The sequence below is a fragment of the Bradyrhizobium ottawaense genome (genome assembly GCF_900099825.1).
Classification (GTDB): Bacteria; Pseudomonadota; Alphaproteobacteria; order Rhizobiales; family Xanthobacteraceae; genus Bradyrhizobium; species Bradyrhizobium ottawaense_A.
Window position 1 is genome coordinate 5061862 of sequence record NZ_LT629693.1, and the last position, 21668, is coordinate 5083529.

Consider the following 21668-nt stretch of genomic DNA (forward strand, 5'->3'; position numbering starts at 1 on the left):
CCCAATCCGACAAGAAGCTCGAAGGACAAACTGATGAATATTCTTCCCGGCAATATGCGTTTTGGTGCGGGCAAGGCGGTCAAGCGTTTGGAAGACCAGAGACTGCTCACCGGGAAGGGGCAGTTCATCGATGACAAGCCCGAGGAGGGCGCGCTGTGGCTCTACGTGCTGCGCTCGCCGCATGCGCACGCCAAAATCGTCTCGATCGACGTCACGCCGGCAACCGGGATGCCGGGCGTTGAAGCGGTTTATACCGGCGCCGATCTGATCAAGGACGACATCGGCACCATTCCGACGCTGTCGATCTTCAAGCGGCCCGACGGCAAGCCGATGACGGTGCCGCCGCGGCGGCTGCTCGCCCATGAAATCGTGCGCTTTGCCGGCGAGGCCGTGGCGGCCGTGGTGGCGACGTCACGCGTGCTGGCGCAGACCGCGGCCGAGGCGATCGCGGTCGAATACGCGGTGCTGCCGTCGGTGGTCGATCCGCTGGAAGCGATCAAGCCGGGCGCGCCGGTGGTGTGGACTGAAGCGCCGGACAATATCGTGGCGGCCATGAGCTATGGCGATGCCGCCAAGGTCGAGGCGGCCTTTGCCAGCGCGGCGCATGTGGTCTCGCTCGATCTCGTCAGCCAGCGGCTGATTCCGTCGGCGATGGAGCCGCGCTCGACGATCGCCGAAATCGAAAAGAAGACCGGCCGGCTGATCCTGCATGTGCAATCGCAGACGCCGGGTTCGACCCGCGATCTGCTCGCCGAGTCCGTGTTGAAGCGGCCCAAGGAAAGCGTCCGGGTGCTGGTCGGCGACATCGGTGGTGGTTTCGGGCAGAAGACCAGCCTCTATCCGGAAGACGGCATCGTCGCCTATGCCGCGACCAAACTGGAGCGCAAGATTCGCTGGCGCGGCGACCGCACCGACGAGTTCGTCGGCGGCACTCACGGCCGCGATCTCACCTCGACCGGTGAATTCGCGCTCGATGCCAAGGGGCGCGTGCAGGCCTACCGCGTGCGCTCAGTCGGCGGCACCGGGGCCTATTCCTCGGGTGCGGGCAATATCATTCCGCTGGTGCTCGGGCCGTTCGTGCAGACCGGTGTCTACGATCTACCGCTGGTGCATTTCGAAGTGAAATCGGTGATGACCAACACCGCGCCGGTCGGCGCCTATCGCGGCGCGGGGCGGCCCGAGGCGGTGTTCATTGTCGAGCGGCTGATGGATGCGGCAGCGCGCCAGATCGGCATGGATCCGCGCGCCATCCGCAAGGTGAACTACATCAAGCCAGCGCAACTGCCCTACACCAACGCGGTCGGTCAGGTCTACGACTCCGGCGCCTTCGCGCATATGCTAGAACGCGCTTCCGACCTCGCCGACTGGAACGGCTTTGCCGCGCGCAAGAAGGCGGCGAAGAAGAAGGGCCTGCTCTACGGCCGCGGCCTGACCAGCTACATTGAATGGACCGGCGGGCGGGCGCACACCGAGAAGGTCTCGCTGCACGCGACGTCGGAAGGTCGCATCATCCTGCATTCCGGCACCATGGCGATGGGGCAGGGCCTGCAAACCACCTACACCCAGATGGTTTCGGATTCGCTCGGCATTCCCATGGACAAGATCGACGTGGTGCAGGGCGACACCGATCTCGCCACCGGGTTCGGCAGCGTCGGCTCGCGCTCACTGTTCGTCGGCGGCACGGCGGTCGCGGTCTCCACCAACGACATGATCACGAAAGCGCGCGAGAAAGCGTCGAACGTGCTGGAGACTTCGGTCGAGGACATCGAATACCGCGACGGCTGGCTGACGGTGGTCGGCACCGACAGGCGCATCAGCCTGTTCGAGATTGCGAAGAAGGAAGACGGCGCCAAGCTATCCGTCGATAGCGAAGGCGAAGTCGACGGCCCGAGCTGGCCGAACGGCACGCATATCTGCGAGGTCGAGATCGATCCCGAGACCGGCGTCAGCAAGGTGGTGCGCTACACCACGGTCGACGACGTCGGTGTCGCCGTCAATCCGATGCTGGTGACCGGCCAGGTCCATGGCGGCGTCGCGCAAGGCATCGGGCAGGCGCTGTATGAGGGTGTCGCCTACAGCGAGGAAGGCCAGTTGCTGACCGCAAGCTATCAGGATTACTGCGTGCCGCGCGCCGACGACATCCCGCCGATCGCTGTCACCCTCGACGATTCCGCGCCCTGCCGCACCAACCCGCTCGGCGCCAAGGGCTGCGGCGAATCCGGCGCCATCGGCGGCCCGCCCTGCGTCACCAACGGCGTGATGGATGCGCTCAGCGAACTCGGCATCAAGCAGCTGAATACGCCCTTGACGCCGGCCAAGATCTGGCAGGCGATAAGGGACGCGAAGGTGGCGGTTTGAGGAGTCATTCCGGGCGACACTTACCCTCCCCTGGAGGGGGAGGGTCGACGCTCATGAAATGAGCGGCGGGGTGAGGTGAAAGTCTCTCCTCGCGCGCAGTGCCCGAGTGGAGAGATCACCCCACCCCGTCTCGCATTTCGCTGCGCTCAATACGAGCCGACCCTCCCCCTCCAGGGGAGGGTAAGAGCGGCTCCGCTCATCACGGCAGTGACCTACAGCCCCAGCACCATCTTCGCGACGATCTCGCGCTGGATCTCCGACGAGCCGCCGAAAATCGTGTAGGCGCGGGTGTTGAGGAATTCCGGGACTACCGGGAGCATTTCTTCCGGAATGCCCGGCGCTTCGTTGAGCCGGTAGAGCGGACGGATCGGCTCGACATAGAGGCCGTCATTGCCGATCACCTCGACGCCGAGCCGCGTCACCGCCTGGCGGATTTCGCTGACGCGCAGTTTCAGGAGCGATGATACCGCGCCTGGATTCTGTCCGGTCTGCAACGCCGACAGCACTCGCAATTCGGTCATTTCCAGCGTGTCGATATCGACCTCGATCTCCGACATCCGCACCGCGATATCGGGATCGTCGATGGCGCGGCCGGTGGTCTCGGATTCCGCGAGGTCGGAGACCATCTTCAGCGCCTCACGCAGTTTGGCCGAGGCGATGCCGGAGCCACGCTCGAACTCGAGCAGATACTTGCCATAGGTCCAGCCCTTGCCTTCGTCGCCGACGCGATTAGCGACGGGGACGCGGACGTCGTCGAAGAACACCTGGTTCACCTCGTGGTCGCCGCCGATGGTCAGGATCGGCCGTGTCGTGATGCCCTTGCTCTTCATGTCGATCAGGATGAAGCTGATGCCGTCCTGCTGCCGCTCGGTGTCGTTGGTGCGCACCAGCGCGAACATGCGGTTGGCGTGATGGGCATGCGTGGTCCAGATCTTGGTGCCGTTGACGATGTAATCGTCGCCGTCGCGCACGGCGCGGGTCTTCAGCGAGGACAGGTCGGAACCCGAGCCGGGTTCGGAATAGCCCTGGCACCAGTAATCCTCGCCGGAGAGAATTTTTGGCAGATAGAAATTCTTTTGCTCGGGTGAGCCGAAGCCGATGATGACGGGGCCGACCATCTTGACGCCCATCACGTTCACGTTGGGTACGCCGGCGCGGGCGCATTCGGCCTCAAAAATCCAGCGCTGTGCCGGGGTCCAGTCCGGCCCGCCATGTTCTACCGGCCAGCCCGGCGCGCCCCAGCCCTTTTTATTCAACGCCCGTTGCCAGGCCATGCCGATATCGGGATCGGAAAAGACCGAAGGGGTCAGTGCGGTGGCGCGCTTCATCTCCGGCGTGAGGTTTGCAGAAATGAAGTCGCGGACTTCCTGCTCGAAAGCGCGCTCTTCGGCGTTGAAGGTGAGATCCATGGTGCGCTCCGGTATCAGGTTTGAACGGCACGGCCGCCGAGGGCGGCATAACGGCGATAATGATGGGCGCTGCCGCCGAACAAGGTGTCGAAGGCGAGCAGCCGCTTGAAGTAGGAGCCGATGTCGAGTTCGTCGGTGACCCCCATGGCGCCGTGAAGCTGTACCGACTGTTCGGCCACGAATCTTGCGCATTTGCCGATCTTGGCCTTGGCGCCGGAAGCCGCGCGCGCACGCGCGAGGGGTTCGGCGTCGGCCATCAGCGCCGCGCGCAGCGCCATCGAGCGGGCCTCGTCGCACTGCATCGCCATGTCGGCGAGGCGGTGGCGGATCACCTGGTTGGCCGACAGCGGCCGTCCGAACTGCTTTCGAATCTTGGTGTATTCGAGCGTCTGGTCGAGCAGGGTCTGCATGATGCCGACGGCTTCGGCGCCGAGTGCCGCCATGGCGCGGTCGACCACGCTTTCGATCGCCGGCAATGCATCGCTGCCGTCGCCGAGCAGGGCATCTGCCGGCACCCGCACGTCCCTGAGGTCGAGGTTGCAGGCGCGGCCGCCGCCAAGCCGCGGGAAGTCGCGTGAGGTGAGCCCGGGCGCACCTTGCGGCACCAGAAACAGGCAGAGTTTGCCGTCGTCGACGCGGGCGGAGACGATGATCTGTCCGGCGGCGTGGCCGTCGAGCACGGCGGTCTTGTGGCCATCGAGACGCCAGCCATCCGGCGTCTTCTTTGCCGTGGTCTTGACGTCGGCCAGATCGAAGCGCGCCTGCCGCTCCGAATGCGCGAAGGCGAGGTAAAGCGAACCGTCGGCGATCTGTGGCAGCAGCGCCTGCTTCTGCGCCTCAGAGCCGCATTCCGCGATCAGCGCCGCGCCGATCACGACGGTCGACAGATAAGGCTCGGAGACGAGGCCGCGTCCGAATGCTTCCATCAGGATGCCGATCTCGATGGCGCCGCCGCCAAATCCGCCATGGTCTTCCCTGATCGGCAGTGCGAGCCAGCCCAAGTCGGCGAACTGTTTCCAGATATCGGCGCTGAAGCCGCGCGGATCGTTCGCCGATCGCTTGCGATGGTCGGCATTGTAGGTTTCGGTGACAAAGCGGTCGGCGCTTTCGCGCAGCATCCGCTGCTCGTCGCTCAAGGTAAGGTCCATCTGATCTGCTTTGCTTCTCTTATAAGGGCTGTGCCGGTTTCCTGACGGAGGGATGGAGGCCCGCGGGATCCACCACCATTCCGAATTCCTGCAGATTATGCGCGTGGCAGAGCTGGTGCAGCGCGAACGCCTGCTCGATCGCTGCGGGCTGTCCCATGACGTCGATCGAGCGATTGACCGCTTCCTTGGTCAGCTTGAGCGCAAACGCGGGCTTTGCCGCGATCCGCTGCGCCAGCGTCATCACGAACGAAGAAAGCTCGTCGTGCGGCACGACGTGGTTGACCATGCCGAGCCGATGCGCTTCCTCGGCGTTCCAGACGTCGGCGGTGAACAGTAATTCCTTGGCCTTGCGCGGACCGAGTTCCCAGGGATGAACGAACCACTCGACGCCGCAGACGCCCATCGTGACAACGGGATCGCAGAATTCAGCATCGGCACTGGCGACGATGAGGTCGCAGGCCCAGGCCAGCATCAGGCCGCCGGCGATGCACTTGCCGTGCACTTCAGCGATCGTCGGCTTGGCCAGGTTGCGCCAGCGCCGGGTCATCTGCAGATAGGTTTCCTGCTCGCGGGCGAAGCGGCCATGGGCATTGGGTTCGGCGAAGCCACCCCAATTTCCGACCGGCGGAAAATCGACGCCGGCGGTATTCTTGGCCCCGGGGCGCAGATCGTGCCCGGCCGAGAAATGCGGCCCGTTGCCGGCGAGAATGATGACCTTGACCGCGTCGTCCTGAACGGCTTCGTCGAAGGCCGCGTTGAGATCGTAGGTCATTTGCAGGTTTTGGGCGTTGCGCGCCTCGGGCCGGTTCATCACGACCCGCGCGATGCCAGGCTCCGGCCGCTCCACGACGATGGTTTCATAAGCGGTCAATCGGCCCTCCCTTTATTGTTATCCGGCCATGTTGTGGTCTCAGCGAATGATAGGCAAGAGGCTTGAATCACCACAACCGCGTCATTCCGGTCTGGTTCTTCGGACCATCCCGGAATGACGAAGTTAGAGTATGGGCCTTCACATCGATCTGGTATGCTCGCGGCAGATTTACCGGGAGAATTTCGATGCGCAGATTATGGACCGTGCTGGCGGCGCTGGCGACCTTGAGCCTGACCAATTGCGGCTACAACGCGATCCAGACCAATGACGAGCACGTCAAGGCGAACTGGTCGGAGGTGGTCAACCAGTACCAGCGCCGCGCCGATCTGGTGCCCAACCTCGTCAATTCGGTGAAGGGTTTCGCCCAGCAGGAAAAAGACGTGCTGCTTGGCGTCACCAACGCCCGCGCCAAGGTCGGCAGCATCCAGGCGACGCCGGAAGTGCTGAACGATCCGGCCGCCTTCCAGAAATTCCAGGCCGCCCAGGGTGAACTTTCCAGCGCGCTGTCGCGACTATTGGTCGTGACCGAAAACTATCCGCAGCTCAAATCCGATACGTTGTTTCGTGACCTGATGTCGCAGCTCGAAGGCACCGAGAACCGCATCACGGTGGCGCGCAACCGCTACATCAAGTCGGTGCAGGACTATAATGTCGGTATCCGCACCTTCCCGAACAATCTGACGGCGATGGTGTTCGGCTACAAGGAAAAGCCGAACTTCGCGGTCGAGAACGAGAAGGAAATCTCGACGGCGCCGAAGGTGGATTTCAATCCGACGCCAGCACCGGCGGCACCTGCCGCGTCCTCGAAATAGTCGATCCAAAGTGCCGGCAACAGACAAATCGCGATGAATGCTGCGAGAGCTTCCCTTCTTGCGTTGCTGCTGTGCTGGGCGTTCGCACTCCCCTGCGATTTCGCACGCGCCACGGTCGCGGTGCCGCCGCTGTCAGGGCGCGTGGTCGATCAGACCGGCACGCTTGGCGCCGGCGATATCGCGTCTCTAACGCAGACGTTAAAGGATCTTGAGACCCGAAAGGGCAGCCAGATCGCGGTCCTGATCGTGCCGACGACCGACGGCGAGGCGATCGAGCAGTTTTCGATCCGGGTCGCAGAGGCCTGGAAGATCGGTCGCAAGAAAATTGACGACGGCGCGCTGCTGGTGATCGCCAAGAACGATCGCCATTTGCGGATCGAGGTCGGCTACGGCCTCGAGGGTTCGCTGACCGACGTCACGTCCAAGCGCATCATCGACGAAGATATCACGCCGAAGTTCAAGGCCGGCGATTTCGCCGGCGGCGTTTCCGCCGGCATCGACCGGATGATCCGGATTATCAATGGCGAACAATTGCCGGCGCCGGAGCCGCCGCACTGGCAGCCGTCGGCGCACTCGTTCGATCCGAGCTATCTATTCAACCCGTTCCTGATCATTCCCGTATTGCTGTTCGGCGGCGCGATACGGAGCGTGCTGGGCCGCCTGGTCGGATCGGGTGTCGCCGGCGGTCTGGTGGCGCTGATCGCCTGGTTCTTCTTTGGCTCGATGGTCGCGGCGCTTCTCTCAGGTATTGTGACGTCGATGCTTGTGATGTTTAGCGACGCCATCACTGCGCCATCGCCGCGTGGGCGCGGCGGGAGCTGGTCGGGCGGCAGCGGCGGCTCGTGGTCCGGCGGCAGTTCGAGCAGCAGCAGCGACAGTGGCAGTTTCAGCGGCGGAGGCGGCAGTTTCGGCGGCGGCGGCGCATCCGGTAGCTGGTAGCTGGTAGCTGGTAGAGAGAGCTGGTAACATGGGCATTGCGCGCATCGGCAAGCATCTGCTGCATCATCGCTGGTGGCAGCGGCGATATTTTCCGCCTGCCGTGCTGGCTGCGATCGAAGCCGCGATCAAGGCCGGCGAAACCACGCATTCCGGCCAGGTGCGTTTCGTGGTGGAAGGCGCACTCGACGGCGCGCCGCTGTTCCGCGACCAGTCGGCGCACGACCGGGCGCTCGATATCTTCGGTCAATTGCGGATCTGGGACACCGCCCATAACAACGGCGTGCTGATCTATCTCCTGCTCGCCGACCGCAATGTCGAGATCGTCGCCGACCGCGGCATCGATGCCAAGGTCGGCACTGCCGGCTGGGAGAAAATCTGTACCGCAATGGAAGCCGATTTCAGGGCCAGGAATTTCGAAGCCGGCGCGATCAAGGGGATCGAAGCGGTGTCGCGCGAACTGGCGGCGCATTTTCCGAAGCAGGGCCCGGGCCCCAACGAGCTGCCGGATGCGCCGGTGGTGATTTAGGGCGCTTTACTCTCCACGTCATTGCCTGCAACAAACGCGAAGCGTTTGTGCAAGGGGGGGAAGCGACGAAGCAATCCATTCTTCCTTCGTGCCGCAAGATGGATTGCTTCGCGGAGCCTGTCATCGGGCCGGCCAGAGGCCGGACCCGTTGGCTCGCAATGACGAATAGAGAGGCCTACGCCCTCGCCGAAGGCCTTTCGCCAACACGCGCCATCCACGCCACGATATGGGCATTGGTGGTGTCCACCGGCTGGCCGACCTGGCTGGCGAATTCGAGCCAGCAATAGAGCAGGATGTCCGCCAGCGTGAAGCGCTTGCCGCAGATGTATTCCCTGCCGTCGGCCATCTGTCCGTCGAGCCATTGCAGGCGGTTGGCGGCGATCATCTTGAGGCCGGGCGACGCCTCCGGCGCGCAGGGGATGCGGCTCTGGAAGAACTTGAGGCCTTCGCCGAACCGGTAGCCGTTGCCGAGGTGCTCGCAAATATTGAGATCGACGCGGCGCGTCCACATCCGGCACTCGGCGCGTTCTTCCGCGGTTGCCCCGATCATCGCGGGCTTCGGATTCTTCTCTTCGAGATATTCGCAGATCGCGGTGATCTCGGAGAGATAGTGCCCATCGTCGAGTTCGAGCGTCGGCATCTGGCCGTGCGGATTGCGCTTCAAATGCTCGGCTTCGCGATTCTCGCCCTTGCGCAGATCGACCGCCTGCCGAGGCATTTCGACGCCTTTTTCCGCCATGAACATGCGGACAACGCGCGGGTTCGGTCCGATCGAGTCGTAGAGCTTCATGGTGCATTCTCTCCCGTTGTTTTTTGATGGCGCGGTTTATTGGCTGCTTTTGAACAGGCCGCCGCGGCATTTGTCAAATGGGAGGTTCACACGTTTTGCTTCGCCGAATGTGATTCAGCATCACGCGAAAAATCGGCGCCGGGCGGGAATAAATCCGGAAAATCGCGATCGCGCGCTAGCCGTCGTCGAGCTTGTTGAGGTCGCGCACCGACTGCATGATCGGTTCGAAATTCGAGCGCGCATCCAGCGCGTCGAACAGTTGCGCGGTGTCCGACAGCAGCGTGTGCGAACGCTGGATCGCGATCCGGACGTCGTCCTGCGGCGTATCCGACAGCCGGCCGTGGCCGGACAGCAGGATCTTTGAGTTCAGGCCCTTGAGCCGCTCCAGCGACTGGATGTAGTCGGCGATGCTGCCGGAGCCGAACACCCCGCCCATCACGCCACCGGGCATCAGCGTGTCGGCGGCGAACAGCAATCCCTTGTCCTGGTCAAACAGCGTGATGCAGGCCGAGGTGTGGCCGGGCGTGTGCATCACGTTGAGGCGGAAATTGCCGAGGTCGATCAGATTGCCCTCTTCAAGCCAGATGTCGACATTGATCGGCACGTTCGGCTCGTTGAACATTTTTCGAAGCATCGAGAAATCGTCGCGCAGCATGATCTTGTTGGCGGCGAGCCGGTGCGCGGCGATGAAGGTGCGTCCTGAAAAATGAAAGGCCGCACCGATGTGATCGAGATGCTCGTGGCTCAGCACCACCATGTCGATGTCTTCGGGTTTCACTCCGACATGGTTGAGGCAGGTCAGCAGATGCGGATAGTTCGACGACAGCCCGACGTCGATCATGATGGTGCGCGAACTGCCGCGCACCAGATAGGCGTTCGCCGCGCGGTTCTTGAAACGGATCTGATAGACGTCCGCGGCCGCCTCGATCAGCGTGCAGACCTCATTGTCGAGCAGGGTCTTGAACGGGCTCGGCTTGCGGTCGCTCATGGAGCGGCCGCGGCTTTGAAGTTGACGGCGTTCGAGGCCCGCAACCGCTTGGACAGCGCATCCATGATCATCAGCGCAAACGCCGGCTGCTGGCTGACCAGGTAGACGAAGCGGGCATGGTTGATCCGCATCACGCGGGTATGGGGGGCGGCGGCAATCGCGGTCGCCGAGCGCGACGAGCCGTCGATTACGGCCATTTCGCCGAAGAACTCGCCCTTGCCGAGCGTCACAATGACGGTCTTGCCGGCGCTGCCGACCTTGGCGATCTCGACCTGGCCTTCGAGCACCACGAACAGCTCGCGCCCGGTCGAGCCTTCCTCAAAAATGACGTCATTGACATCAAACTCGTTGATGCATTTCTCGATCGCCACGGCGCGCTCCCTGCCTTCTGGCTGGTGGTGGCATGTTAGTCGGTAAACCAGCCGGCGCAAACGGCACTGCCGGGATTGCCGCAGGGCAGCATGGCAAGGGGCTGGATGGCGCCGGCCGCGCTGCCGCCGCCTTGCGGCCACAAAACCGGCCCGGATGACTCCCTAAAATTTCGGTAAGCCGGCGGCCGGTAACGATTTCGCAAGCAATAAAAGTTACCAAAAGGTCAACCAATCCTGGAGTATTTGATGTGAGCGATCTCAAGTCCGAGCCGATCAGCGCTGAAACCGGAACCGTTGGCGCCGGGGTGGCCGCCTCCGATATGTCCGTGCCGGTGACGGCCGAGGTCGAGTCCCCGAGGCTCGCACCCGAGCAGGAAGAGACTTCGCCCAAGGCCGATACATCCAAGGCGGAGGCGCTCAAGGCCGAAATGCCCAAGGTCGAGCCGTTCAAGGTGGACGTCCCCAGGGTAGACGCCCCCAAGGTCGAGGCGATCAAGGTGGAAGTTCCGAAGGTGGACGCCGTCAAGCCGGAGACGCCGCAAATGCCCGGCAAGATGATGATCATGTCGCCGGGCGAGCGCGTTGGCGCCGATGCGAAGGCTGAAGCGGCATCGGGCGAGGGATCGCCCGGCAAGCGCCGGATGTCGGCCATGGCCGCCGTGGTGGCACTGGCGACGGTTGCGGGGGCGCTGGGCGGCGCCCTGGCGACCACGGGTTTCGGGCATCTGATGAGCGGGGATTCCGCGGCTGCGAACGCCAGCGCGCTGGAAGCCTCGATTGCGCGGATCGATGCCGATATCGTCGCGCTGAAAGCCGGCGTCGAGCACACCTCGAAGTTGGCGACCGGCCAGTTCAACAAGACCAGTGACCGCCTCGACAAGGTCGAGAAGGCGCAGGCCGAACCCGCCGCGAAACTCGCCAAGCTCAGCGAAGCCGTCGACAAGCTCCGCGCCGCACCGGCGCCGGCCCCGGTCGCCGCCGCCGCGCCGGCGGCTCCCGCGAGGGACGTCACGGGTTCGGTGTCGCAGCCGGCTGCGGTTGCTGCTGCCGCGGCTGCTCCGCCCAAGCCCGACTTCGCAAGGTTGCCGAGGGTGGAAGGCTGGGTGCTGCGTGACGTCGCCAATGGCGGCGCGCTGATCGAAGGCCGCCAGGGCGTCTTTGAAGTCTATGCCGGCGATCCCGTCCCCGGTCTCGGCCGCGTCGATGCCATTCGCAAGCAGGATGGCAAATGGGTGGTCGTGACCAGCAGGGGCCTGATCTCGCGTTGATGCATGGACCGCGAAATTCTCGGGCGCGGCCCGAGGATCGTTGCGGATCGGTGATCATTCGCCCGATCAAAATTATTCCCTCACTCTCACGTGAAATTGCATCCCGATTGTCGCAAGACAACCGAGGCGCTATCAGGCTAATTTCCTGAACACAACACGCCCTAACGACGCCTGCTGGCGGCGTTGCGACGGCGGCATTGATCAGGATACGGCTTGCGCGTGCGCTACCTTCTCATCGCTCTATTTCTGCTCGCCGGCGTAGTGCCGGATCGCTCCGCACGGGCCGCGGCGCTGGAGCGTGGCACCGCCATCATCGATCCCGCGGCGTTGCGCGAACTCGACCGCGGCCAATTTGGCATCGGCCGCATGCTGCTGCCGGAGCGGTCGGCGAATATTCCGCTCGCGGACAGCCAGCTTTTCGCGTTGCCGGCGATGCTGCCGGTCCGGCGGGCCCTCGACGGCGAGTTCGAACGTTACGTGGCGAGACACCAGACAAGCCTGCCGAACGAGACGATCGGCGTCGGCGACGGTTTTGATTTCCAGCTGTTCGACCGGGCATTGCTCGATTCTTCCGAGACGCGGTTCGTGCTGGCGGGAATCGTCAACCGGATGGACCGCGCCTATGTCGGGGAAGCCGACTGTGGTGAGATCCGGCTGATCTACCGGTTGACACGAACGGACGAGCCGAACGTCGGCGACAATGCCGTGTCGCCGCGGCTACCGATGACGCTGAACCTCGTGCTCAAGGCCAGGGTTGAAGGTCAGGCAATAACATGTTCCGACATCGCAAGACGCTGGCTCGCCGCAGGCGATCTGGCGCTGACGGGTACCGAACTCACCGCCAAGCTGCTGGCAAAGGACGGGCCGCTCGACCTGATCAGCTACGCCAATATCGATCGCATCGAAACCAATCTTCAGATTGCGCATGCGCCGAAATCGGCGGTCCGCGATTTTCGCACCGATTATCTCCTGAAGGTGTTTCGCTACGATCCGCAGGCGCACCTGTTTCAGGAAGCGCCGATGGAAAACCAGATCGACCGCGATCGCATTCTGGCCGATGACAGCCTCGGACGCGAATTCAAGGCGTGGCTGCTCGATCCGAAGCATCTCGTCGCGTTCGATCGCGGTGTTGCCGTGATCCCGGAAAAATTCCTCGCGCATGGCGCGATTGCGCCGACACCTGCTGGCTTCGACCCATCGGAATTGCAGCCGGAGTTCGGTCTGGTGCAAGGCGAGGGTGCAGTCGACAATCCCGTATTCGCCGAGGCCGACATCGTGGCGGCCCTGCGAAAGGCATCGGCTGACGGCGTGACATTGCAAAACATCCGCTCGGTCGGAGGTTTTGAGCGGCGGCTGAACGACATCACCTGCTCCGGCTGCCACCAGACCCGCGGCATCGGCGGTTTCCATTTCCCCGGCGTCGACTGGATGGCGGCCAAGCCGTCGAATTCAACCGTGGTGCCGGCATCGCCGCATTTCTTCGGCGACCAGGTCCGGCGCCGCGATATCCTCACCGCGCTGCGCGACGGCCGGCCGCCGGATTATTCCCGGGGCTTCTCCAGCCGCCCGCAATGGCGCGGCAGCACCGAACTCGCCGGCACCGAATATGGCGACGGCTGGGGCGCACATTGCTATGCCCGAAGCCCAAAGACCGCCGACAACGACCGCAGCTTCAATTCCTGGAACTGCGCCGAGGGCTTGGCCTGCCAGCCCGCCGGCAAGGCCTCGCGGATGGGCATGTGCTTCGTCAAAAGCCACTAGAAACGGCCGCTTTGGAGCCTCGGCACAATTGACAGTAGGCTTACTAATCATGTTTCATCCGGCCAATAATTTATTTCGCGGGAAGGAAATATGGACGAGGTCATTATCGTCGGCGCAGGCATCGGCGGGCTGACGCTCGGACTGGCGCTGCATCAAGCCGGAATTCCCTGCCGCATCTTCGAGTCCGCCGCCGAGATCAAGGCCGTGGGTGTCGGCATCAACCTGCTGCCGCATGCGACCAAGGAATTGGCCGCGCTCGGCCTCGAGCGCGCGCTGGCCCAAGTTGCGATCGCGACTACCGATGCGACCTTCTTCAATCGCTTCGGCCAGTTGATCTACCAGGAGCCGCTTGGCCGCATGGCGGGTTACGATCATCCGCAATTCTCCATTCACCGCGGCGACCTGCAGCGCGTCTTGCTTGATGCCTTTGTCGCGCGCGCCGGGGGCGACAGGCTGCTGACCAACCAGCATTGCGTCGGCGTCGCGCAGGATGCGGCCGGCGTCGCCGTGACGTTCTGCGACGGACCGGGCGGCTCAAACCGTTCCACCGTACACGGCCGGGCGGCGATCGCCTGCGATGGGATCAATTCCGCGGTTCGCAAGCAGTTCTATCCCGACGAAGGCGAACCGCGATATTCCGGCATCAACATGTGGCGCGGCGTGACCCCCTGGAAACCGATGCTGTCGGGCGCCAGCATGGTGCGTGCCGGCTGGATGTCGCACGGCAAGATGGTGATCTATCCGATCCGTCCGGCGGGCGCCGACGGCAAGCAATTGATCAACTGGGTCGCCGAAATTGAAACGCCAGTCTATCGCAAGCGCGACTGGAACCGGTCCGGCTCGCTCGACGATTTCATCGGCGCCTTTTCCGATTGGCAATTCGAGTGGCTCGATGTGCCAGCCTTCATTCGCGCCGCCGATCATGTGCTGGAATTCCCGATGGTCGATCAGGATCCGCTGCCGCGCTGGAGCTTTGGCCGGATAACGCTGCTCGGCGATGCTGCGCATCCGATGGTGCCGCGTGGTTCCAACGGTGCCGGCCAGGCGATCCTGGATGCGCGCGCGCTCACGACGGCTTTGCGCGAGCATGCGGATCCGGTAGCAGCGCTTGCGGCTTACGAAAGCCAGCGGCTCGAAGCCACCACGCGGATCGTGCTCACCAACCGCACCAATCCCCCGGATGCGATCCTGCGCGAAGTGTTCGAACGCACCGGGGACCAGCCGTTCAAGACGATCGAGGACGTCATCAGTCGCGAGGAACTTGTCGGGCTGTCCGAAGGCTACAAGCGGATTGCGGGCTATTCGAAGGAAGCCTTGCGCGGGTGAGTAGGGAAAATCCTGCCGCGGTCATTGAATTCGAGCTAGGTTGAGGCAAGGCGGTCGGCAAGAACCGCAGTCCGGCGCTTTGGGGGAGAAAACAGCATGGCGGTTTCTCAGGGGCAAGGTGACGGCGCATCGCTTGTCGATGTCGCCGGCGCATCGTCTGTCGATGTCGCCGGCTTTATCGACCGGCAGCCGGTCGGCGGTTTCCAGATCAAATTGTTGCTGACCTGTGCCGCGGTGCTGTTTCTCGACGGCTTCGACACCCAGGCGATCGGCTATGTCGCGCCGGCGCTTGCCAAGGAGTGGGGCCTGAGCAAGGCAGCACTCGGGCCGGTGTTCAGCGCCGGACTGTTCGGCCTGATGATCGGCGCGCTGGTGTTCGGGCCGCTGGCCGACCGCATCGGACGCAAGAAGATCATCATCTTCTCGACGCTGGCCTTCGGCATCGGCACGCTCGCGACGGCTTTCATCGGCGACGTCAACACGCTGCTGGCGATCCGCTTTCTGACCGGTCTCGGTCTCGGCGGCGCGATGCCGAATGCGGTAGCGATGACATCCGAGTTCAGTCCGCACCGTCGCCGCGCCACCATGGTGATGGTCATGTTCTGCGGCTTCTCGATCGGCGCCGCACTCGGCGGCCTGCTTGCGGCCGCACTGATCCCGCAATTCGGCTGGCGCTCGGTGTTCGCCGTCGGCGGCATAGCACCGCTGTTGCTGGTGCCCATCCTGGCGCGGCGGTTGCCGGAATCCGTGCGCTTCCTTGCGCTCACCGGGCGGGCGCCGGCCCGCGTTGCCGAACTGCTCGGGCAGATCGATCGCAACGCCGGTTTCACGGCCGCAACGAAATTCGTCGTGCACGAGCCGCAACTCGCCGGGATGCCGGTGCTGCATCTGTTCCGGGAAGGGCGAATGTTGCCCACGCTGTTGCTGTGGGTGGTGTTCTTCATGAGCCTGCTCGATCTTTATTTTCTGTCGAACTGGCTGCCGACCGTGCTCAACGATCTCGGCGCCTCGGTGTCCTCGGCCGCCCTGATCGGGTCGATGCTGCAGGTCGGCGGCGTGGTTGGAACCTTCGCGCTCGGCAGCATCATCGACCGCTTTTCGTTCCGCGCGCTGGCGCTGGTGTATTTTGTCGCCGTATTCGCGATCGGCGCGATCGGCCAGCTCGGCCACTCCGTCGCGCTGGTGACGGCGGCGATCTTCGCGGCCGGGTTCTGTATCGTCGGCGGCCAGATTGCCGCCAATGCGCTGGCGGCGGGATTCTATCCCACCTCCGTCAGGGCGACCGGCGTCGGTTGGGCGCTGGGCATCGGCCGGGTCGGGTCGATTGTCGGGCCGCTGGTCGGCGGCGCGCTGTTGACGGCGAAATGGAGCACCGGATCGGTCTTCATGGCGGCCGCAACGGCCGCCATGTGCGCGGCGCTGGCGGCCTTCTCGCTCAGCCGGCTCGCCGGCATGGGCGGCGGCAAAGGCGCCGACCAGCCGTCATCGATTAATGCTAGGCTGCGCACGGCAGCAGCAGCGAACTGAGCGGGGACCGGCGATGAGCTCTTCCGACCAGGAGAACAAGGACCGCAATCGCGAGATCGCGGAGAATGAAGCCAGGCGCGAGACGGCAAGCAACGTCCGCGTCAGCACCTGGGCGATCGCGGTCGCGGTCATTGCCGGCGTGATCGTATTTGCCATTGCCTGGGGATGGCTCGGCCGCTGAGTGACCTGGTTTTGACGCGTTTTCTTTACGCGAACCGGCGTCCACCCACGGATCAAATCCGAGGGCATGGTTCGCTCGAAAACGCTATGAAGCGCTTACTTGGCGTAATGCGTCATTCGCTTGCCGGGCAGCAGCTCATAGGCAGACTTCCAGCCCGGCAATTGCGCCATCCGCCCGAGCCAGGCGCTGATCGCGGGATGGCTCGCCGCCAGGTCGTATCCGGTCTCGTCGGCGGGATAATGCAGATAGGCCATCATGGAAATATCCGCGATCGTCGGCCGTTCGCCGATGGCGAATGCGTTCTTCTGCATATGCGCTTCGAGAATCGACAGGAAGTCGTCGAGCCGACGGCGAAAATGGTTCAGCACATGCTGGTCCGGCGTCGGCGTGAACGCGCGGTAATAGCGATAGGTCGCCATATAGCCGGTCAGCTTGTGATTGTCCCAGAACAGCCAGCGCAACAGGTCGAACTGTTCCGGCTCGGTCTCGCCGCCGAACCGGCCATATTGCTTGGCGAGCTGCAGCAAGATCGGCGCGGTCTGGGTGTGGCGCTCGCCGTCCACCTCCAGCACCGGAATTTCACCCATCTCGTTGACGTCGCGCCGCCATTCCGGCGTCCGCGTGACGCCGCCGGCGAAATCGGTCCACACCGGTTCGAAGCGCTCGCCGCACAGCGTCAGCATCAAGGCGAGCTTGTAGCTGTTTCCCGACTCCGGGAAATAATGCAGGCGATAGGTGGGCATGATCGATCTTTCTCCGAGCGGCGCGGTCAGGCGACCGCGCCGGTCGCCCGCAAGTTCTTGATCGCGGCTTCGTCATAGCCGGCGTTGCGCAAGATCTCGTCGCTATGCTCGCCGAGGCCGGGCGGCTTGCGCGGCTGCACCTTCTTGCTGCCGTCGACCCAGATCGGACTGCTGATCGTCATCATGGTATCGTTCTCGAACGGCACCAGCACCTCGTTCTCGATCATCTGCTTGTCGTGCGGAATGTCGTCGAGAATGCCGACCACGCCGAACACCAGCCCGTTGCCGTCGAGGATCTTGCGCCATTCGGAAAGGTCTTTGGTCGCGAAGGTCTCGTCAAAGATCTTGATCAGCTCCAGCGACCGCGCATGGCGTTCCTTCTTGGTCTCAAAGCGGGGATCGGTGACCAGATCCTCGCGGCCGAGGATGCGCGCCAGCGTCGGCCATTGCTTGTCCTCGTTGAGCAGCGACAGAATGAGCCAGCGTCCATCCTTGCACTGGTAGTGATTGGTGACCGCGTTCAGCGCACGCTCGCGCGGACGCCGTTCGCCGAATTTCGCGCCGACCAACTTGGCCTGCGCCAGCACGGAGGCGGCCCAGACGCCGTTCGCCATCAGGTTCGAAGACACATGCGAACCCTTCCCGGTGCGCTCGCGCTTGTAGAGCGCGGTCACGATCGCGCCGTAAAACGCCATCGCGCAGGGATGATCACCCATGCCGGCGATCGACCGCGCCGGCGTGGTGTGTTCGTCCGCGCGCACCAGGTCCATCAGGCCCGAGCGCGCCCAATAGGCGTTAGAGTCGAAGCCGGGCTTGTTGGCTTCCTCGCCCTTTTCGCCGTAGCCGGTAAACGAGGCATAGATCAGCCGCTCGTTCGTCGGCGCCAGATGGGCGTGGGTAATTCCAAGCCGTTCGCGCACCTGCGGCGGATAATTGGTGATGAAGACGTCGGCTTCGGCTGCGAGCTTGTGCAGCACGGCCTGGCCCTCGGGCTTTGAAAGGTCGAGCGCGAGGCTGCGCTTGTTGCGGGCTTCCAGCATCCACGCAAAATTATGTTCGCTCTGGGGATAGCCCGGCAAATTCGGCAGATTGCGATAGGGATCGCCGGCGCCGGGAGGCTCGATCTTGATGACGTCGGCGCCGAAATCCGACAGCACGGTGGCGGCCGCGGGGGCTGCGATAAAGCTCGCGCAGTCCAGAACCTTCAGGCCTTCAAAAATACCTTTTTCCATGGCGCCGCTCCCGTGACGTTTGTTGGTTTTGTTTGACTATCGCGATGAGCGATCCGGTTCAAACGCCATTTGAACCATGTCAGGGGGATGATGCAACGGGGCTCTTACCCTCCCCTGGAGGGGTCCGAGACGAGCGAAGCTCGCTCGTGGGTCGGCTCGCATTGAGCGTAGCGAAATGCGAGACGGGGTGGGGTGATCTCTCAACTCGGGCACTGTTTGTGAGGAGAGACCGTCACCCCACCCCGCCGAGCATCTTGCGATGCTCGTCGACCCTCCCCCTCCAGGGGAGGGTGTAGGAGCTGTGGACGACGTGCCTACTCCCCGCCCGCCAGCAGGGCTGCATTGCCACCGGCCGCGGCGGTGTTGATCGTCACCGTTTGTTCCGTCGCAAATCGCGCCAGATAATGCGGGCCGCCGGCCTTGGGGCCGGTGCCTGACAGACCGTGGCCGCCGAACGGCTGCACACCGACGACCGCGCCGATCATGTTACGGTTGACATAGATGTTGCCGACGGAAAGCCGGTCGATCACGGCCTCGACCATATCGTCGATCCGCGAATGGATGCCGAGCGTCAGCCCGAAGCCGGAGCGCTCGATCGATTGCAGTATTTGGTCGAGCCGGTCGGCGCGGTAGCGCACGACGTGCAGCACCGGGCCGAATATTTCCTCGGTGAGTTGGTCGGCATCGGACAGTTCGAAAATATGCGGGGCGACGTAATTGCCGGGCGGCGCGATGCCCGCGAAATGAGTCCGTGCTTCCGTCTTCATGCGCGCGATGTGCGCATCCAGCCGCTGCTTGGCCTCGACGTCGATCACCGGTCCGATATGCGTTGCGGGATCGCCGGGGTCGCCGATGCGCAATTCGTGCGCTGCGCCCGCGATCATCTCGATCATGCGGTCGGCGACGTCGTCCTGCAGGAACAGCAGCCGCAGCGCCGAGCAGCGCTGGCCGGCCGAACGGAACGCTGAGGTCACGACGTCGTCGGCGACCTGCTCGGGCAGCGCGGTGGCGTCGACGATCATCGCATTGATGCCGCCGGTTTCCGCGATCAGCGGCACGATCGGCCCATCCTTGGCGGCGAGCGCGCGGTTGATCGTGCGCGCGACCTCGGTCGAGCCGGTGAAGACCACGCCGGCGATGTCGGCATGCGCCACCAGCGCGGCGCCGATCCGGCCATCGCCCTGCACGAGATGCAGCGCGGACGACGGCACGCCAGCTTCATGGAGCAGACTCACGGCTTCCGCCGCAATCAGCGGCGTCTGTTCGGCGGGTTTTGCCACGACGGCATTGCCGGCCATCAACGCCGCCGCGATTTGGCCTGAGAAGATTGCCAGCGGAAAATTCCACGGCGATATCGCGGCGAAGACGCCGCGGCCGCGCAACCTGAGCACATTGCTCTCCCCGGTCGGGCCCGGCATCGCCTTGCTGTCGCCGAACTGCCCGCGGCCTTCCGCGGCGTAGTAGCGGCAGAAATCGACGGCCTCGCGGACTTCCGACTGCGCATCGTCCAGCGTCTTGCCGCCCTCGCGTTGCAGCAGCGCCATGAAATGCGCGGCGCGTTGCTCGAGCAGATCGGCGGCTCTTTCAAGAGCAGATGCGCGCGTTCCGGCCGGCGTTCGGCTCCAGTTCTCGAACCCGACGCGCGCCGCTGATATCGCCGCATTCGCCTCTTCCGGTGTCGCATCGACGCCGCGTGCTGCGGCGGGCAACGGCTCCGCGGCGACCGCCGCAACGAGCGCGTCGAGCGCCGCGCGCTCGCCGAACTCCAGCCCGCGCGAGTTTGTCCGCCGCGGCCGGTAGAGATCGCGAGGCAGCGGGATGTTGGGATGCCCGGCATGGTCAGCACTGCCGATGATATCGGCCGGGCGCCGCAGCAAGGCCGTCACGGGCACGGCCTCGTCGGCGGCCAGCGCAACAAAGGAGGAGTTGGCGCCATTCTCGAGCAGCCGCCGCACCAGATAGGCGAGCAGATCGCGATGGCTGCCGACCGGCGCGTAAGTCCGACAGGCGATCTCGGGGCGATCTTCGGCAAGTTTTGCATAGAGCGCTTCGCCCATGCCATGCAGCCGCTGGAACTCGAATCCGCTTTCGCCACCGGCCAGTTCGAGGACGGTTGCGACGGTCAGCGCGTTGTGGGTGGCGAATTGCGGAAACAGCCGCGGCCGCAGCGCCAGCAATTGCCGTGCGCAGCCGACGTAGTTCAAATCCGTCATCGCCTTGCGGGTGAACACCGGATAGCCGTCGAGGCCGCGTTCCTGCGCGCGCTTGATCTCGGTGTCCCAATAGGCGCCCTTGACGAGGCGCACCATCATCCGCCGGTTCAGGCGGCGCGCGAGATCATCGACATAGCCGATCGCGGCGGATGCGCGCTTCTGATAGGCCTGGATCGCCAGCCCGAAACCATCCCAGCCCGCCAGCGATGGATCACGAAACGCCGCGGTGATCACGTCGAGCGAGAGTTCCAGCCGATCGGCTTCTTCGGCATCGACGGTAAAATTCAGATCATGCGCCTTGGCTTGTCGCGCGAGATCAATCAGGCGCGGGACCAGTTCGGTGATCACCCGCGCGCGGCTCACGGCCTCGAAGCGCGGATGCAACGCGGAAAGTTTGACCGAGATGCCGGGCCGGTCGGGCAGGGACCCTTCACCGACCATCCGGCCGATCGCCTCGATCGCGCTGGCGTAGGAATTTTGATAACGCGCCGCATCCGCGGCCGTGCGCGCGCCTTCGCCGAGCATGTCGAAGGAATAGCGCCGGTGCCGCGACGAATGCGGCTGCGCGCGTGCCAGCGCAGCCTCGATGGTCTCGCCGAGCACGAAATGATTGCCCATCAGCCGCATCGCCTGGCGTGTCGCGGCGCGCACCGCCGGCGCGCCGAGCCGCTTGGTCAGCCGGCCGATGGTTCCCTGCGGGGTCTCGCCGGGCTGGATCACGCGCGCCGACATCCCGAGCGCCCATGCCGAGGCATTGACGAGAAAGGCGCTGGATCGGGTCTCGTGATGGACGAAATCGCCCTGGCCGAGCTTGTCCTCGATGAACTGGTCGGCCGTGCGGGCGTCGGGGACCCGCAGCAGGGCTTCGGCGAGCACCATCAGCGCCAGCCCCTCTTTGGTCGACAGTGCGAACTCGCGCAGCATGTCCTCGACGCCGCCGAGCGGATCGTCATTGGCCCGGATTGCCTCGATCAGCCGCGTCGCCGTGTGGTCCACGCGCTGTTCTCCGGCCGCATCAAACCGCGCAGTCTCAAGCAGGCCGGCTGCGATCGTGCGGTCATCGGGCGCGTAGGGCGCGCTGAAGGGCGGCAATGGCGATTGATCGTTCGGCATCTGATTCCCGGCTGGGTGAAATCTACTGCCGAGTGAACCGTAGTTCGATAGACAAATTCGTCATTTTCCCTTAGAAATTGTCGACGATACTC

The 21668-nt window shown here is 64.0% G+C and carries 18 protein-coding genes; 9 read left to right on the forward strand and 9 right to left on the reverse strand.

The features are described 5' to 3' along the window. Positions 1-33 precede the first annotated feature (33 nt). Complete coding sequence (locus BLR13_RS23645) at positions 34-2358, forward strand: xanthine dehydrogenase family protein molybdopterin-binding subunit (RefSeq protein ID WP_074819036.1); 2325 nt, start codon at positions 34-36, stop codon at positions 2356-2358. 212 nt (positions 2359-2570) lie between these two features. Here BLR13_RS23645 and BLR13_RS23650 read toward each other — a convergent pair whose 3' ends face one another. From BLR13_RS23650 to BLR13_RS23660, 3 genes are read right to left on the reverse strand one after another with little or no spacing between them, the layout of a single operon-like run. Then, on the reverse strand, positions 2571-3767 hold the full coding sequence (locus BLR13_RS23650) for an acyl-CoA dehydrogenase family protein (RefSeq protein ID WP_074819035.1): 1197 nt from the start codon (positions 3765-3767) through the stop codon (positions 2571-2573). Positions 3768-3781: 14 nt separating this feature from the next. Next, the gene (locus tag BLR13_RS23655; RefSeq protein WP_074819034.1) at positions 3782-4915 is read right to left on the reverse strand and encodes an acyl-CoA dehydrogenase family protein; all 1134 of its coding nucleotides are present in this window, start codon (positions 4913-4915) and stop codon (positions 3782-3784) included. A 19-nt stretch (positions 4916-4934) separates the two neighbouring features. After that, complete coding sequence (locus tag BLR13_RS23660) at positions 4935-5786, reverse strand: enoyl-CoA hydratase (RefSeq protein WP_074819032.1); 852 nt, start codon at positions 5784-5786, stop codon at positions 4935-4937. A gap of 185 nt (positions 5787-5971) precedes the next feature. On the opposite strand from BLR13_RS23660, the gene BLR13_RS23665 reads away from it, so the two are divergent. Genes BLR13_RS23665 through BLR13_RS23675 form a run of 3 tightly spaced genes read left to right on the forward strand, consistent with a single transcriptional unit; the run spans position 5972 to position 8063 of the window. Beyond that, complete coding sequence (locus BLR13_RS23665; protein ID WP_074819031.1) at positions 5972-6598, forward strand: LemA family protein; 627 nt, start codon at positions 5972-5974, stop codon at positions 6596-6598. A gap of 33 nt (positions 6599-6631) precedes the next feature. Continuing rightward, complete coding sequence (locus BLR13_RS23670; RefSeq protein ID WP_074819028.1) at positions 6632-7537, forward strand: TPM domain-containing protein; 906 nt, start codon at positions 6632-6634, stop codon at positions 7535-7537. Positions 7538-7565: 28 nt separating this feature from the next. After that, positions 7566-8063: a TPM domain-containing protein gene (locus BLR13_RS23675; RefSeq protein ID WP_074819026.1), complete on the forward strand. Its 498-nt coding sequence runs from the start codon at positions 7566-7568 to the stop codon at positions 8061-8063. A gap of 175 nt (positions 8064-8238) precedes the next feature. Here BLR13_RS23675 and BLR13_RS23680 read toward each other — a convergent pair whose 3' ends face one another. From BLR13_RS23680 to BLR13_RS23690, 3 genes are all read right to left on the reverse strand, one after another. Further along, complete coding sequence (locus tag BLR13_RS23680; protein WP_074819023.1) at positions 8239-8853, reverse strand: glutathione S-transferase family protein; 615 nt, start codon at positions 8851-8853, stop codon at positions 8239-8241. 175 nt (positions 8854-9028) lie between these two features. Further along, complete coding sequence (locus BLR13_RS23685; RefSeq protein ID WP_074819021.1) at positions 9029-9841, reverse strand: MBL fold metallo-hydrolase; 813 nt, start codon at positions 9839-9841, stop codon at positions 9029-9031. Beyond that, complete coding sequence (locus BLR13_RS23690) at positions 9838-10212, reverse strand: Crp/Fnr family transcriptional regulator (protein WP_074819019.1); 375 nt, start codon at positions 10210-10212, stop codon at positions 9838-9840. The genes BLR13_RS23685 and BLR13_RS23690 overlap by 4 nt, the downstream gene beginning before the upstream one ends. A gap of 248 nt (positions 10213-10460) precedes the next feature. On the opposite strand from BLR13_RS23690, the gene BLR13_RS23695 reads away from it, so the two are divergent. From BLR13_RS23695 to BLR13_RS41125, 5 genes are all read left to right on the forward strand, one after another. Next, on the forward strand, positions 10461-11480 hold the full coding sequence (locus tag BLR13_RS23695; RefSeq protein WP_074819017.1) for a hypothetical protein: 1020 nt from the start codon (positions 10461-10463) through the stop codon (positions 11478-11480). Positions 11481-11699: 219 nt separating this feature from the next. Further along, on the forward strand, positions 11700-13241 hold the full coding sequence (locus tag BLR13_RS23700) for a hypothetical protein (RefSeq protein WP_433994227.1): 1542 nt from the start codon (positions 11700-11702) through the stop codon (positions 13239-13241). A 90-nt stretch (positions 13242-13331) separates the two neighbouring features. Further along, positions 13332-14567: a flavin-dependent oxidoreductase gene (locus tag BLR13_RS23705; RefSeq protein WP_074819014.1), complete on the forward strand. Its 1236-nt coding sequence runs from the start codon at positions 13332-13334 to the stop codon at positions 14565-14567. 96 nt (positions 14568-14663) lie between these two features. Then, positions 14664-16094, forward strand: a complete 1431-nt coding sequence (locus tag BLR13_RS23710; protein WP_074819011.1) for an MFS transporter — start codon at positions 14664-14666, stop codon at positions 16092-16094. Positions 16095-16107: 13 nt separating this feature from the next. Continuing rightward, a complete protein-coding gene (locus BLR13_RS41125; protein WP_143039684.1) occupies positions 16108-16275 on the forward strand; it encodes an RnfABCDGE type electron transport complex subunit D in 168 nt (55 codons plus the stop codon). Positions 16276-16370: 95 nt separating this feature from the next. Here the strand turns inward: BLR13_RS41125 and BLR13_RS23715 are convergent, their stop codons facing one another. The 3 genes from BLR13_RS23715 to putA all read right to left on the reverse strand — a co-directional run bounded on the left by BLR13_RS23715 (position 16371) and on the right by putA (position 21576). Next, positions 16371-17018, reverse strand: a complete 648-nt coding sequence (locus BLR13_RS23715; RefSeq protein WP_074819008.1) for a glutathione S-transferase family protein — start codon at positions 17016-17018, stop codon at positions 16371-16373. 26 nt (positions 17019-17044) lie between these two features. Beyond that, positions 17045-18250 (reverse strand): CaiB/BaiF CoA transferase family protein, encoded by a 1206-nt coding sequence (locus tag BLR13_RS23720; RefSeq protein WP_074819006.1) that lies wholly within the window; start codon positions 18248-18250, stop codon positions 17045-17047. A 314-nt stretch (positions 18251-18564) separates the two neighbouring features. Beyond that, a complete protein-coding gene (gene putA, locus BLR13_RS23725) occupies positions 18565-21576 on the reverse strand; it encodes a bifunctional proline dehydrogenase/L-glutamate gamma-semialdehyde dehydrogenase PutA (RefSeq protein WP_074819004.1) in 3012 nt (1003 codons plus the stop codon). Positions 21577-21668: the final 92 nt, after the last annotated feature.

Coding starts and splice junctions, on each gene's coding strand:
- BLR13_RS23645 (WP_074819036.1), top strand. CDS start 34: ATGAATATTCTTCCCGGCAATATGCGTTTTGGTGCGGGCAAGGCGGTC.
- BLR13_RS23650 (WP_074819035.1), bottom strand. CDS start 3,767: ATGGATCTCACCTTCAACGCCGAAGAGCGCGCTTTCGAGCAGGAAGTC.
- BLR13_RS23655 (WP_074819034.1), bottom strand. CDS start 4,915: ATGGACCTTACCTTGAGCGACGAGCAGCGGATGCTGCGCGAAAGCGCC.
- BLR13_RS23665 (WP_074819031.1), top strand. CDS start 5,972: ATGCGCAGATTATGGACCGTGCTGGCGGCGCTGGCGACCTTGAGCCTG.
- BLR13_RS23670 (WP_074819028.1), top strand. CDS start 6,632: ATGAATGCTGCGAGAGCTTCCCTTCTTGCGTTGCTGCTGTGCTGGGCG.
- BLR13_RS23675 (WP_074819026.1), top strand. CDS start 7,566: ATGGGCATTGCGCGCATCGGCAAGCATCTGCTGCATCATCGCTGGTGG.
- BLR13_RS23680 (WP_074819023.1), bottom strand. CDS start 8,853: ATGAAGCTCTACGACTCGATCGGACCGAACCCGCGCGTTGTCCGCATG.
- BLR13_RS23685 (WP_074819021.1), bottom strand. CDS start 9,841: ATGAGCGACCGCAAGCCGAGCCCGTTCAAGACCCTGCTCGACAATGAG.
- BLR13_RS23705 (WP_074819014.1), top strand. CDS start 13,332: ATGGACGAGGTCATTATCGTCGGCGCAGGCATCGGCGGGCTGACGCTC.
- BLR13_RS23710 (WP_074819011.1), top strand. CDS start 14,664: ATGGCGGTTTCTCAGGGGCAAGGTGACGGCGCATCGCTTGTCGATGTC.
- BLR13_RS41125 (WP_143039684.1), top strand. CDS start 16,108: ATGAGCTCTTCCGACCAGGAGAACAAGGACCGCAATCGCGAGATCGCG.
- BLR13_RS23715 (WP_074819008.1), bottom strand. CDS start 17,018: ATGCCCACCTATCGCCTGCATTATTTCCCGGAGTCGGGAAACAGCTAC.
- BLR13_RS23720 (WP_074819006.1), bottom strand. CDS start 18,250: ATGGAAAAAGGTATTTTTGAAGGCCTGAAGGTTCTGGACTGCGCGAGC.
- putA (WP_074819004.1), bottom strand. CDS start 21,576: ATGCCGAACGATCAATCGCCATTGCCGCCCTTCAGCGCGCCCTACGCG.